General features: G+C 42.1%; 13 protein-coding genes. 7 read left to right on the top strand and 6 right to left on the bottom strand.

Going from position 1 to position 13,926, the window contains the following annotated elements:
• Positions 1 to 81: 81 nt before the first annotated feature.
• Entirely contained in the window at positions 82 to 1,395 is a 1,314-nt protein-coding gene (locus H3V01_RS03485; RefSeq protein WP_198186005.1) for a homoserine dehydrogenase, read from the bottom strand.
• A gap of 146 nt (positions 1,396 to 1,541) precedes the next feature.
• Between H3V01_RS03485 and H3V01_RS03490 the strand changes: the two genes are divergently transcribed.
• Positions 1,542 to 1,919, top strand: coding sequence for an Mth938-like domain-containing protein (locus H3V01_RS03490; protein WP_198186006.1), 378 nt, complete (start codon positions 1,542 to 1,544; stop codon positions 1,917 to 1,919).
• Positions 1,920 to 2,047: 128 nt separating this feature from the next.
• Here the strand turns inward: H3V01_RS03490 and H3V01_RS03495 are convergent, their stop codons facing one another.
• The 3 genes from H3V01_RS03495 to rlmB are packed head-to-tail and all read right to left on the bottom strand — an operon-like array spanning position 2,048 to position 4,240.
• On the bottom strand, positions 2,048 to 3,001 hold the full coding sequence (locus H3V01_RS03495; RefSeq protein ID WP_198186007.1) for an SPFH domain-containing protein: 954 nt from the start codon (positions 2,999 to 3,001) through the stop codon (positions 2,048 to 2,050).
• Between the two features lie 2 nt (positions 3,002 to 3,003).
• The gene (locus H3V01_RS03500) at positions 3,004 to 3,438 is read right to left on the bottom strand and encodes an NfeD family protein (protein ID WP_198186008.1); all 435 of its coding nucleotides are present in this window, start codon (positions 3,436 to 3,438) and stop codon (positions 3,004 to 3,006) included.
• Positions 3,439 to 3,496: 58 nt separating this feature from the next.
• Entirely contained in the window at positions 3,497 to 4,240 is a 744-nt protein-coding gene (gene rlmB / locus H3V01_RS03505; protein WP_084554286.1) for a 23S rRNA (guanosine(2251)-2'-O)-methyltransferase RlmB, read from the bottom strand.
• Positions 4,241 to 4,620: 380 nt separating this feature from the next.
• On the opposite strand from rlmB, the gene H3V01_RS03510 reads away from it, so the two are divergent.
• The 6 genes from H3V01_RS03510 (at position 4,621) to H3V01_RS03535 (ending at position 9,941) form a co-directional block, all read left to right on the top strand.
• Complete coding sequence (locus tag H3V01_RS03510) at positions 4,621 to 5,286, top strand: DUF421 domain-containing protein (RefSeq protein ID WP_025330626.1); 666 nt, start codon at positions 4,621 to 4,623, stop codon at positions 5,284 to 5,286.
• Positions 5,287 to 5,415: 129 nt separating this feature from the next.
• A complete protein-coding gene (locus tag H3V01_RS03515) occupies positions 5,416 to 6,219 on the top strand; it encodes a squalene/phytoene synthase family protein (RefSeq protein WP_198186009.1) in 804 nt (267 codons plus the stop codon).
• A gap of 288 nt (positions 6,220 to 6,507) precedes the next feature.
• Positions 6,508 to 7,506 carry an ABC transporter substrate-binding protein gene (locus H3V01_RS03520; protein WP_174830081.1) on the top strand — a complete coding sequence of 333 codons (999 nt, stop codon included), beginning with the start codon at positions 6,508 to 6,510 and terminating at the stop codon, positions 7,504 to 7,506.
• A gap of 103 nt (positions 7,507 to 7,609) precedes the next feature.
• Complete coding sequence (locus H3V01_RS03525) at positions 7,610 to 8,512, top strand: ABC transporter permease (RefSeq protein ID WP_037393450.1); 903 nt, start codon at positions 7,610 to 7,612, stop codon at positions 8,510 to 8,512.
• Positions 8,509 to 9,303, top strand: coding sequence for an ABC transporter ATP-binding protein (locus H3V01_RS03530; RefSeq protein ID WP_037393448.1), 795 nt, complete (start codon positions 8,509 to 8,511; stop codon positions 9,301 to 9,303). Before H3V01_RS03525 ends, H3V01_RS03530 begins: the two co-directional genes overlap by 4 nt.
• 65 nt (positions 9,304 to 9,368) lie before the next feature.
• Entirely contained in the window at positions 9,369 to 9,941 is a 573-nt protein-coding gene (locus H3V01_RS03535) for a pseudouridine synthase (protein WP_198186010.1), read from the top strand.
• A gap of 86 nt (positions 9,942 to 10,027) precedes the next feature.
• Here the strand turns inward: H3V01_RS03535 and H3V01_RS03540 are convergent, their stop codons facing one another.
• The gene (locus H3V01_RS03540) at positions 10,028 to 10,870 is read right to left on the bottom strand and encodes a MetQ/NlpA family ABC transporter substrate-binding protein (protein WP_100115461.1); all 843 of its coding nucleotides are present in this window, start codon (positions 10,868 to 10,870) and stop codon (positions 10,028 to 10,030) included.
• 159 nt (positions 10,871 to 11,029) lie between these two features.
• A complete protein-coding gene (gene uvrA / locus H3V01_RS03545) occupies positions 11,030 to 13,858 on the bottom strand; it encodes an excinuclease ABC subunit UvrA (RefSeq protein WP_198186011.1) in 2,829 nt (942 codons plus the stop codon).
• Positions 13,859 to 13,926 lie beyond the last annotated feature (68 nt).

Consider the following 13,926-nt stretch of genomic DNA (forward strand, 5'->3'; position numbering starts at 1 on the left):
CAAACTTTGTGCTGACTTCTGCAACGACGATAAAAAAACGGGCAAATAATGCCCGTTTCAGTAACAAGATTTGTAATGGAATTATCTAGGATGTAAGCTTTCCATCCGAATCATGGTAACCGGAGATAATACTCGTGGTAATGCCTGAATTCTGGCCATTGATTGTTTGATAAAACGTTCTTTAGTTGAATGTGTCAGAATAACAATTTCGGCAGATTCTTTATTAATAATACCTTTTTGGATAAGAGCCTCAATAGAAATATTTTCTGCAGCAAGAATATTCGCAATTTCTCCCAGCACACCTGGTTCATCGCAAGCAGATACACGCAGATAATAACTACTGGTGATTTCATCCATTGGCAGAATGGAAATATTTTGTAATGAATTAGATTGAAAAGCCAGATAGGGAACACGGTAGCTGGCTTCAGCATTCTGTAATCGGGTTACATCAATAATATCAGCCATCACTGCACTGGCAGTTGGGCCGGCACCAGCACCAGCACCATAATAGAGTGTCTGCCCAATCATATCTGCCTGAACAGATACAGCATTCATTACTCCTTCTACTTTTGCCAGTAATCGGCTTTCAGGAATTAAAGTAGGGTGTACACGCAGCTCGATACCTTGCGGAGTTTTGCGGGTAATACCAAGTAATTTAATGCGATAGCCTAGTTCCTCCGCATAACAGATGTCCAGACTCTCCAGATGACTGATGCCTTCCAGATAACACTGGCTGAAATTAATCGGGGTTCCGAATGCCAGTGCGGAAATAATACTTAATTTATGACCGGCATCATGACCTTCAATATCAAATGTAGGATCGGCTTCTGCATAACCCAGTTCTTGTGCCTGTTTTAATGCTTCCGGAAAGGTACTGCCCCGGGTACGCATTTCACTCAGAATAAAATTACTGGTGCCATTGATAATGCCGGCAATAGATTCGATATGGTTGGCAGCCAGCCCCTCACGTAAAGCTTTAATAATGGGAATACCGCCGGCAACTGCAGCTTCATACATCACCATGACATTGTGTTCAGAAGCCAGTCGGAAAATTTCGTTACCGTATTCTGCCAGAAGTTTTTTATTGGCAGTAACGATGTGTTTTCCGTTTCTGATTGCCTGAATCACAGCGTCTTTAGCTATTGTTGTACCACCAATCAGTTCTACCACAACATCAACATCTGTTGCATTTACTACTTCAAATACATCATCAGTAACAAAAGTGCTGTTGCCGCATATTTCCCGGGTACGTTCAATATTACGACTTGCTGCACGGGTAATAATTAATTCGCGACCAAGCCGGCGGGTAATTTCATCCGCATTATTCTGTAATAGCTTGACGGTACCACCACCTACTGTGCCGACGCCCAGCAAGCCTATACGCAGAGGCTGCATGTTTACTCCTTCAAATAGACAAATTTAATTTATGGACTGCCTGATACTTGCAATTTTACGTGAATAATCTACTATGCTAGCCGAAAACTGCTTTTTTGACTACTACAGCCATAGTATGTTGTGTGGTTATGCGTAAGGAAATTTTAATGCAAATTGAAGAAATCCGGGATAAACAAGGATTATGGATTGAGGAAGTTGATACCGGAAAAATTACTGTAAACGGCCGGCAATATACTCAACCTGTATGTATTACTGCTGATGAAGTGCTCACACTGGATAAGCAAGCTGCCAGTGAGTTAACCATTGATGATTTTATTCAGGCTTTACAGTTTAAGCCTGAAGTGATTTTAATCGGTACTGGAAATCATCATGTGTTTATTCATCCGCGTCTGACTTCACAATTAGTCGCAAAAGGAATCGGTGTAGAAAGTATGTCTACAGCTGCTGCTTGCCGTACTTTTATGGTATTGCGCAGTGAAGGCCGCAGTGTCTGGGCATGGTTGTGGCCGTTAACAGAAAAGTAAGCATGTGTTTAATATATTACTTTGTAAAAAAGAAGCTCAGGGTAATCAGTAACAGGGTTATGGATAAAAAAATCAGGTTGCCGGTGTTACTAACCGGAACCTGATTTTGCAATAGTTACTCGAATTATTTATTTAACTGCTGTATTGTTCTGACCTTTGATAATGCTCATGCCAGCACTTACCAGACTACCAATGTCTGCAACATTAGCAGGCATAATCAGAGTGTTATTGGTTTTTGCCAGTTTAGCAAAAGCATCTACGTACTGTTCAGCCACTTTCAGATTCACAGCTTCTGTACCGCCCGGTTCTTTTACTGCGGCAGCTACCTGACGAATTGCTTCCGCGGTCGCCTGTGCAACCAGACGCAAAGCTTCAGCTTCACCTTCGGCGCGATTAATTTGCGCTACTTTGGCACCCTGTGATTCATTGATAGAAGCTTGAGCTTCACCCTGTGACTTCTGAATTTCAGCTTCACGCTGACCGGCCGCCAGATTAATCTGTTCCTGCTTGATCCCTTCAGACTGAGCAATACGTGCGCGTTTTTCCCGTTCGGCTGTAATCTGAGCCTGCATTGAGCGCAGAATTTCCTGAGGTGGAACCAAATCTTTGATTTCATAACGCAATACTTTAACGCCCCATGAAACTGCTGCTTCATCCAGTGAGGCAACCACGGTATGGTTAATATCATCACGTTCTTCAAAAGTTTTATCCAGTTCCATACGACCAATAACTGAACGTAATGTTGTTTGTGCCAGTTGGGTAATGGCAACTACAAAGTTACTGGAGCCATAGGATGCAAGTTTAGGATCAGTTACCTGAAAATAGATAATACCATCCACTGTAAGCTGAGTATTGTCACGGGTAATACAAACCTGACTGGGTACATCCAGTGGTATTTCCTTTAAGGTATGTTTATAAGCGACACGGTCAATAATCGGAATAATAAAATTAAGACCGGCTACTAGAGTAGCATGATAGCGGCCTAAACGTTCAACAATATAAACTTCCTGCTGAGGTACAACTTTAAATGCCATGCAGATAAATGCAATAATGGCGGCTAGAAAAATAAAAGTCAGAATCATGATTATTCCTGCGGAGTAGAAGGGGCTTGAGAAGTAATATTTAAAATATTGCCTTGATGGCTAATGATTTGAGCACTGTCACCGGATTTTGCGTCAGTCGGATGTTTAAAACGAGCCTGCCAGATAGTACCTCGATAATGTACCTGCCATAATCCGTCGGGTAGCAGCTGACTAAGTATCACTGTCTGACCGTAGTCCGGATCATCAGTTGGTTTTGCCATGTTTTCACGCGGATGTTTCTTTTGCCAGACACGTACGATGGTAATACCCAGAATAGAAAAAACTATTGCAATAACAGCATTGATGCTCTCACTGGTTTTCAGCAGCCATTCAGCCAGACCGGCACTTAGTAATGAGGCACTGATTACCAGCATATAAAAAGTGCCGCTAAACATTTCCAATACAAACAGAACCAAAGCTGCAATACACCAAATCATCAGTATCTCCTTAACTTTATAATATTTAACAGAAATATGTTTTATTGTAAAGCCGACTTCAGGCAGATAGTATCCGTTGCCTACGGGTTTCGCTCAGAACGATACCAGTGCTGACAGAAACATTCAGGCTTTCAACGGTTCCGAGCATAGGAATGGATACCAGTGTATCACACAGATCTCGTGTTAAACGGCGCATGCCATTACCTTCTGCACCCATTACCCATGCAACTGCTTCCGGGGCCGTAAAGTGATATAAGTCATCACTACCGTTCATATCAGTACCGATAACCCAGATACCGCGCTGTTTCAATTCACGGATGGTGCGTGCCAGATTCGTCACTGTAATATAAGGTACTGTTTCAGCAGCACCACAGGCTACTTTACTTACGGTGGCATTTAATCCGACACTTTTATCTTTGGGTGCAATTACCGCGTGAACTCCCATAACATCCGCAACACGCAAACAGGCTCCCAGATTATGCGGATCTGTAATGCCGTCAAGAATCAGCAATAACGGTGGTTCATTCAGATTTTCAAGTACATCTTCTATGTCTACATGTTGTCTGGAAGCATCGATAAAGCCTACTACACCCTGATGGCGGGCATGTTTACTCAAAGTATCGAGCCGTGCCTGATCTGCGCTGATAATGCGCACATTTTCTGCTTCAGCTTTATTTAATACATCGCGCATACGGGCATCATGTTTACCCTCCAGTACATAAAGTTCAATTATGCTGTCCGGGTTTTGCCATAAACGGGCATTAACTGCGTGAAAGCCAATGATGAGGCGCTGATTTGACATGTATATTTCATTTAGTGTGTAAAGAAACCAATTATAACGGAAATTAGTGTACTAATCTGATTATACCGAATAAATATCATTCTTCATTTAAAAATGTAATTGTGATGTAATTTTCCTGATAAAAGAAATAAATACCGTTGACAGGTAATTAAATTTTCCGCTCAGGGTTAAGACGGTATCAGTTACATCTTGATAAAAATTATTGCTTATAAAATGTTATCTTTATCATTTATTTAAAATAAAGCAAATTAAACTAAAGTATCTTAATGTTCATTTTCAGAGTTTATGAATAAAGTTAGAAATGATGCTTGTATGAGGGGAATGAACTCTGATCGGTAATAACTGGTTGGGAATTTAACTTTAATACAGGAAAAATTCTTATGGAATATTATTTATGGGTGCTGGCTAAATTTCTGGTTGGTTTTATTATTGTCATTCTGCATTTGAATGTAACAGGTAAAACGCAGTTGAATCAGATGACCCCAGTAGATTTTATTGGTAACTTTGTACTTGGCGGTATTATCGGTGGTGTAATTTATAATCAGGATATTCCAATTTATCAGTATATTATTGTGTTGTTAATCGGAGTTTGCCTTATTTCATTATTAAACTGGGTATGCAAGCATGTCAGCTTTATCCGAATGTTTGCTATTGGTGAACCGATTCCGATTATGAAAGACGGACATTTTTTGATGGATAATATTCTGCGTAAAAAGAATAAGATTGATATTCTTAATGTGGCTTCACTTTTGCATGCTCAGGGTATTACTTCGTTTCAGGAAGTCAGTTATGCACAGATTGAGCCCAGTGGTTCGCTGACGGTGTTAACTGATAAAGGCAAATATCCTTCATTAATTTTATTTAAGGAAGGAGAGGTGCGTACAACGGAATTGCATCGGATAAATAAGGATGAGAAGTGGCTGGAGCAAAAAATTCAGCAGCAGCACCTGACAGAAGATGATTTATTTCTGGTTGAATTCTGGAATAATAGTTTAAATTTTGTACTTCGTAATGGCGAAGTAAAAAAAGATACGCTAAAAAGTTAATTTTTATTGCAGATTAGTGGCTGGAGAAATATCCGGAAAAGGTTACAATACTGTTTTAGGTTAATTTAATTTATTGCTGTGCAGCCACTCGAATATTGTCTTCAGAAAATTTGCCATAGCAGGAATGCTATGGCTTTTCGTTTTCCTTTTCTTTCCTCGGTGCAGCGTCATGCACTGATAGCTTTGTATGCTTTGCAGCAAGAATTAAATGATGTAGTAGAAGATTGTTCTGATGCTAATGTGGCTTTGACAACACTGCGATGGTGGGAGCAACAACTAGATAAGCTGTATAAATCTGATTCTGTTCCTGAACATCCTTTATTACAGGCTTTAAAACCATTTATTACCCGATATTCTTTACCATTGGATGAAATACTGGCTTTGCCTGATGCACTTCGTACGCAATTAACTCAGGCCAGATTTCAGGATATGGAACAGCTATGCCATTATAGTAAACAAGCAGGGATGGTGCAGGGACGTTTAACTAGCAGAGTTTTGGGGTTCAGTGCGGAACAAACTTTGGATTTTGCCGATAAAGTGGGTGAAATATGTCAGCAAGTGACGATTTACTCACGGATTGGTGCGGATACAAGACTGGGGAAGCTGTATATTCCAGTAGAGTTATTACAGCAATTTAATGTTCCGGCTCATTTGGTACTTAACCGACACGGTGGAGTTGAATTTACGGCATTGATGAACTCATGGCTTGCTACATTAAAACAGCAGTTTAATTCTGCTCTTGCTTTGCTGCCCTCTGCAGATAACCGCAGGCAGCGCCCCAGTCTGGCCATGCTCTCAGTAGCCTGGGCTCAGCTTAATGAAATTGAGCAGGACGGACTACAAAATATTATGCAATATCAGCTGGTCGTGCCGCGACCGCGTCAGCAACGGTTATTCTGGAAAACGTGGTTGTGTGGTTTTCGGCCGGTATAGATTAAAAAATGTGAAGCAGAGTGTTTTCTAAGAAAAGTGTGATATGGCGAGTATTATGAGTTATAAGAACTATTTTTGTAATTGAATTATATTTTTAAAATTTTATTGCTTAAATAAATAAAATATTGAAATTATATTTCAATGTAAAAGCGTATGTCTGAGCAATTTTAATTACGCAATAAGGCTGGTTTTTTGTATAATTTATGCCATCATCTGCTTACTTGTGCAGGTGTAAGCAATTTTATTGCTAAATTGCTTCCGGATTAATCCTGTGCTGAGGAACCTCATATGCTCAGAGCAAAAAAAACCTTATTTATTCTGGGTTTAACTGCTGCCTGTTTGCTTTCTGCCTGTTCGCAATCCGAACAGGGAAATAAAACCAGCGATACCAATACGAAAAAAGTAGCCATTACGGCAATTGTTGAACATCCTGCTTTGGATGCTGTACGTCAGGGTGTGATAGATGAACTGCGTGCTGAAGGCTATGAACAGGGTAAAAATCTTCAGCTGGATTTTCAAAGTGCACAAGGGAATACTGCTACTGCCGGTCAGATTGCTAAAAAATTCGCTGGTAATAATCCGGATGTAATTGTTACTATCGGCACGCCAAGCGCACAGTCTATGGTTGCAGCAACGCGCAAAATTCCGATAGTGTTTGCAGCAGTAACCGATCCGGTTGCAGCTAAACTGGTAACAAGCTGGGAACCCAGCAAAACCAATGTTACTGGTGTGTCTGATGAACTGCCTTTACAGCCACAGATTGATTTAATGAAACAAGTTGTACCTAACCTGAAAACAGTGGGTTATGTATATAGCCCGGGTGAAATCAATTCAACTGTTGTGCTCGGACAATTACAGTCTTTACTGGCTAAGGACGGTATTACTGTGGCAGCAGCTCCGGCACAGCGTACAACTGATGTCCCCATGGCTACTAAAAGCTTGCAGGGTAAGGCAGATCTGATTTATACCTCTCTGGACAATAATGTGGTTTCTGCTTATGAATCCATGTACAAAGTTGCCAAAGATATGAAAATGCCCTTGGTGGCTTCAGATACCGGTTCGGTAAAACGCGGTGCAGCTGTAGCACTGGGGGTTAATTATCATGAGCTTGGTACAGCTACTGGTAAAATTGTAGGTCGGATTCTCAAAGGAGAGCAGGCTGGTAACATTGCTCCGCAGCGTATGACTGCAGATCAGCTTGATTTGATGGTAAGTAAATCTCATGCTGCCGAACAAGGTATTACATTTTCGGAGCAATTACTCAAACAGGCTAAATTAGTCGATTAGGATTATAGAAAGCCTCTGGGACGGATACCGTAACATCGGCAAGCTGATTCAGGCTTTGCCGATGTTGTTTTTATTTTCAACCACAATTTATTAATTGGTTAATATGTCTTCTATAGCTTTATTTGGCGCTTTAGAAAGCGGGCTGATATATGCTCTCGTTGCTCTGGGTGTACTGATTTCATTCCGTATTCTGGATTTTCCTGATTTAACTGCCGATGGCAGTTTTCCGCTCGGCGGTGCTGTATTTGCCATTTGTGTTACCCATGGTATTAATCCGTGGCTGGCTACTGCACTTGGCGGAGTTGCCGGTGCATGTGCCGGTTTGGTAACAGCATGGCTGCATGTTTCTTTAAAAATCATGCAGCTGTTGGCCAGTATTCTGGTTATGGTTGCTTTGTATTCGGTTAACCTGCGTATTATGGGTGCACCTAATTTGCCTTTACTGGATCAGCCCAGTGTATTTACGCCGTTTTTTAATGCAGACGGAAGCAACCAGTATTGGGTGCAGCCGCTGGTGATTTTTGGTTTTGTGCTGGTTGCCAAATTTTTTCTGGACTGGTTTTTTGCTACAGAAATTGGCTTATCAATGCGAGCTACCGGCGTAAATGCACGAATGGCTCGTGCTCAGGGTGTAAATACTTCACGTATTTTGCTGTTAGGCATGGCGATATCAAACGCATTTATTGCACTAGCCGGTGCGCTATTTGTGCAGACTCAGGGCGGTGCAGATATATCAATCGGTATCGGCACGATTGTCGTCGGGCTGGCCGCGGTGATTATTGGCGAAACCCTGATTCCGGGAAAACGGTTTATCATCATTACACTGGCTGTTATAGTGGGGGCAGTACTTTACCGTGCATTTATTGCGCTGGCGCTGGGCAGTGATACATTGCAGCATATAGGCTTTGGACCGCAGGATTTAAATTTGGTTACAGCAATTTTAGTTGTACTTGCGCTTCGTTTGCCGGCAATCAAAGGTTACTTTAAAAGGAAATTCAAAGCATGATGCGCGCAGATAATTTACGCCTCACATTCAATGCGGGAACACCAATTGAAAATCCTGCTTTGCGAGGCATGAGTTTAAGTATTGCAGATGGTGAGTTTGTTACCGTTATCGGTAGTAATGGTGCCGGTAAATCTACTTTTCTTAATGCTATCAGCGGTGACACCATGGTAGATTCCGGTACGATTACTATCAATAGTAAAGATGTTACCAGTGAACCTGCTTATAAACGTGCGCCATTAGTAGCACGTGTTTTTCAAGACCCTCTTGCCGGTACCTGTGAGGCCTTAACCATTGAAGAAAATATGGCTCTGGCACTGCGGCGTGGCAGCAGTCGTGGTTTGCGTCCGGCTATTAAACGTCAGTATCGTGAACTGTTCCGTGAAAAACTGGCAATGCTTAACCTGGGGCTGGAGAACCGATTGAGCGACAGAATTGGTTTGCTTTCCGGTGGGCAGCGACAGGCTGTCAGTTTGTTGATGGCATCGTTGCAAAGTTCTAAAATTTTATTGCTTGATGAGCATACTGCTGCACTGGATCCCAAAACAGCCGCTTTTGTACTCGAGCTGACAGACCGTATTGTGCGTGAAAATAAATTAACTGCAATGATGGTAACACATTCGATGCAGCAGGCTCTGGATCACGGATCACGTACTGTCATGCTGCATCAGGGGCGTGTGGTACTGGATGTGGCTGGTGACAAACGTGCCGGTATGAGTGTGGCGGATCTATTAAAGATGTTCGAACATACTCAGGGCGAAAAAGTATCTGATGATGCTTTATTACTGAGCTAACCCTCTGTGTTTATAAAACAGGCTGTCAGCATTCCTGACAGCCTTATTTTCTGATTGGAAGCATAATGTCTGTACCTGAACTGATTGTATTGAATAAACCCTATGGTGTGATTTGTCAGTTTAGCGCTCATGAGAAACATCCTACCTTGAAGCAATATGTATCATTACCGGATGTCTATCCGGCAGGCCGGCTGGATACGGATAGTGAAGGATTACTTTTATTAACTGCCAACGGACGTTTACAGGCAAAAATTGCTCATCCAAAGTATAAACTGATAAAAACATACTGGGCACAGGTGGAAGGTAAACCGGATAATGAACGCATGCAGCAATTGGCTGACGGGGTAAATCTGGGCGACTTTATTACACAGCCGGCTCAGGTTCAATTGGTTAATGCTGCTGATAGAGCCCGTTTATGGCCGCGAGTACCGCCAATTCGTGAACGTAAAACAGTAACTGATTTCTGGCTGCAAATTCGAATCAGTGAAGGTAAAAACAGGCAGGTACGACGCATGTGTGCAAAAGTCGGCTGGCCTTGTTTACGTTTAGTGCGAGTAGGAATAGGGCAGCTAGATGTTTTCTCCCTTAAGTTACCTTTGGGAAAGTGGCAGGCTGTCAATCCAAAAGATTTATCATAAATATTTTTTGAATTGCTATAAATTAAAAATAACCCTTATGTTACAAACATAAGGGTTTATTTTATTTCCTAAAATGAAATAATTAATCAGAATGCAGGAATGATGGCACCCTGATATTTTTCTTCAATAAATTTTTTCACTTCAGGTGAAGTCATGGCCTGTTTCAGCTTTTGGATTGCATCACGGTTTTCATCCCCTGTGCGGACAACCAGAATATTTGCATAAGGTGAATCTTTTGATTCAATAAATAAAGCATCTTTGGTTGGTACCAGTTTAGCTTCCATAGCAAAATTGGTATTAATTACAGACAGAGTAGCATCATTTAAAGTACGCGGTAACTGAGGCGCATCCATTGGTGTAATTTTGAGATGTTTCGGATTATCAACAATATCACGTACAGTAGCACTGATACCCGCATCTGCTTTTAATTTAATTAAACCGGCTTTTTGCAGCAATAACAAAGCTCGACCACCATTGGTAGCATCATTTGGAATAGTAACCAGCCCGTCATCAGGTATTTCACTGAGTGCTTTTACTTTTTTAGAGTAAATACCCATCGGTTCTACATGAATATTGGCAATCGGTGTTAACTGCATTTTGTGTTTCTGGACAAAATCTTCCAGATAAGGTTTATGCTGAGAGAAGTTAGCATCTACATCTTTCTCATTCAGGGCGATATTCGGACGTACATAGTCAGTCATCTGAATGATTTGTAAATCAATTCCTTCTTTTTCCAGTAATGGTTTAGCTACCTGAAGAATTTCTGCATGAGGAACAGGTGAAGCAGCAACTTTCAGTATTGTTTTATCTGTTGTTGCAGGAGTACTGCCAGAACTGGCGGCCGGTACGGATTCAGTTTTCTGAGTACATGCTGTCAGTACCGTACTGATTGCTGCCACTGACAATAATGCAAATAACAATTTTTTCATATTTAACCTTGAGTAAGATACGCAATAAAAATATACAGCTGAACATTAACACAAAATGCATGTTACTTGTATTTTTTACATGCATGTTTACTTTGGTTAATAGTTTTTTAACTGGTAATTAAACTGTGCGGCCGATAAGAGCTCCACAGTTTAATTTATTCATTTGCCAAGCATTGGCTTAAGGTATTTTCCGGTATAGCTTTTAGGATTGGCTGCAACTTCTTCCGGAGTACCTTCTGCGATAATCGTACCGCCGCCATCACCACCTTCCGGACCCAGATCAACGATATAATCAGCTGTTTTAATTACATCCAGATTATGTTCGATAATAACAATACTATTACCTTTCCCTTTCAGGCGATGAATAACGTCCAGTAACAGAGCTATATCGGCAAAATGTAAGCCGGTGGTTGGTTCATCAAGAATATAAAGCGTCCGCCCGGTATCGCGTTTGGAAAGTTCCAGCGCCAGTTTTACCCGTTGAGCTTCACCACCGGAAAGTGTAGTGGCAGACTGTCCTAATCGCACGTAACCCAGTCCTACGTCCAGCAATGTCTGCAATTTTCGCTTAACTGTCGGTACAGCATCGAAAAATGTGCAGGCTTCTTCCACGGTCATTTCCAGAATTTCACTGATATTTTTGCCTTTGTATTGTATTTCCAGTGTTTCACGATTATAGCGTTTTCCATGGCAAACCTCGCAGGGTACATAAATATCAGGAAGAAAATGCATTTCTACTTTAATAACCCCATCACCCTGACAGGCTTCACAGCGTCCGCCTTTTACATTAAAAGAGAATCGGCCAACTGTATATCCGCGTTCACGAGAAAGGGGTACCCCGGCAAACAGTTCGCGGATGGGTGTAAACAGGCCGGTATACGTGGCAGGATTAGAACGCGGAGTCCTTCCTATGGGAGACTGATCAACATTAATGACTTTATCCAGATGCTCCAGTCCTTTGATATCTTCATAAGGAGCAGGCTCTTCACTGGCGCGATTTAATTCACGTGCAGTAATTTTTGCCAGTGTGTCGTCAATCAGAGTTGATTTGCCGCTGCCGGAAACGCCGGTAATACAGGTAATCAGGCCGAGAGGTAAGGTAAGGGTTACATTTTTAAGATTATTGCCACTGGCACCGCTTAATATCAGTAAGCGCTCTTTATCAACCGGACTGCGCTGTTCCGGCATGCTAATGGCTTTTTTCCCGCTCAGATATTGTCCTGTTATGGATTCTTTGCATGCTGCCACCTTTTCAGGTGAAGCTGCGATAATAACTTGTCCGCCATGCTCACCGGCACCGGGTCCCATATCGACAACAAAATCGGCGGCACGGATAGCATCTTCATCATGCTCAACGACAATTACGCTGTTACCCAGATCGCGCAGATGTTTCAGTGTATCGAGGAGGCGGTCATTATCGCGCTGGTGCAGGCCGATAGACGGTTCATCCAGTACATACATGACACCTGTCAGGCCGGAACCAATCTGGCTGGCCAGCCGGATACGCTGAGCTTCACCACCAGATAAGGTTTCAGCACTGCGTGCCAGACTCAGGTAATTCAGGCCGACATTAATCAGAAAACCAAGACGCTCATTAATTTCTTTAAGAATTTTTTCAGCAATCTGTTTTTTATTACCTTCCAGATTCAGATTCTGGAAAAAATCCAGTGTTGCTGTTAACGGCCATGCGTTGACATCCGGTAATGATTTTCCGCCTATATAGACATATCGTGCTTCTGTTCGCAAACGGGCACCGCCGCAGGCCGGACAGGCTCGATGACTTTGATACTGGGCTAATTCTTCGCGTACAGTAGCGGAATCTGTCTCGCGGTAACGCCGCTCCAGATTGGGCAGAATACCTTCAAACGGATGACTGCGGGTAAATTTGGTACCCCGTTCAGACAGATAGGTAAATTCAATCTGCTCTTTACCAGAACCATAAAGAATAATATTCCGGATTTCTTCCTTTAATTCATTAAATGGCGTATTAACGTCAAATTTAAAATGCTGACCGAGTGACTGAATCATCTGGAAATAGAAAGTATTACGTTTATCCCAGCCCTTGATTGCTCCTGCGGCCAGCGATAAATCCGGATGCATTACTACTCGCTCAGGATCAAAATAATCCATGCTGCCGAGTCCGTCACAACTGGGACAGGCTCCGACAGGGTTATTAAAGCTGAAAAGGCGTGGTTCGAGTTCCTGCAGACTATATGAACATACCGGACAGGCAAAGCGTGCTGAAAACCAGTGTTCTTTACCACTATCCATTTCGATAGCCAGAGCACGCTCATTACCCAGACGCAGTGCAGTTTCAAAACTTTCAGCCAAACGTTGTTTGATATCCGCGCGTACTTTTACCCTGTCAATAACCACATCTATATCATGCTTGATGTTTTTTTGCAGTTTTGGTACTTCTTCAATCGCATATACCTCACCATCAACACGAACTCGTGCAAAACCCTGTACTTGTAAATCAGCAAAGTATTCAAGAAATTCACCTTTGCGACCGCGTACCGCCGGAGCCAGAATCATTACCCGGCTTTCTTCAGGCAGGTTCAGTATATGGTCAACCATCTGGGAAACAGTCTGACTGGATAAAGGCAGGTTATGTTCAGGACAATAAGGTGTACCGACACGTGCATACAATAAGCGCAAATAGTCATGAATTTCAGTGACTGTTCCTACGGTAGAGCGCGGATTATGACTGGTTGCTTTCTGCTCAATGGAAATAGCTGGTGACAAACCTTCAATTAAATCTACATCCGGTTTTTCCATCATTTGCAAAAACTGGCGAGCATAGGCCGACAGGCTTTCTACGTAGCGTCGTTGTCCTTCTGCATACAAAGTATCAAAAGCCAGTGAGGATTTACCACTACCAGACAAACCGGTAATGACAACCAGTTGATGACGGGGAATATCCAGATCTATATTTTTAAGATTGTGTGTGCGTGCACCGCGAATATGAATCGTATCGTTATCTGACATAATGCCTTGCCCAAACTAGCTGGATAAAAGAGGATACTGGCTTTAATTAAATTGCTGTTTATTAAAAC

It is taken from the genome of Snodgrassella sp. M0351 (assembly GCF_016100575.1).
GTDB classification, from domain to species: Bacteria; Pseudomonadota; Gammaproteobacteria; order Burkholderiales; family Neisseriaceae; genus Snodgrassella; species Snodgrassella alvi.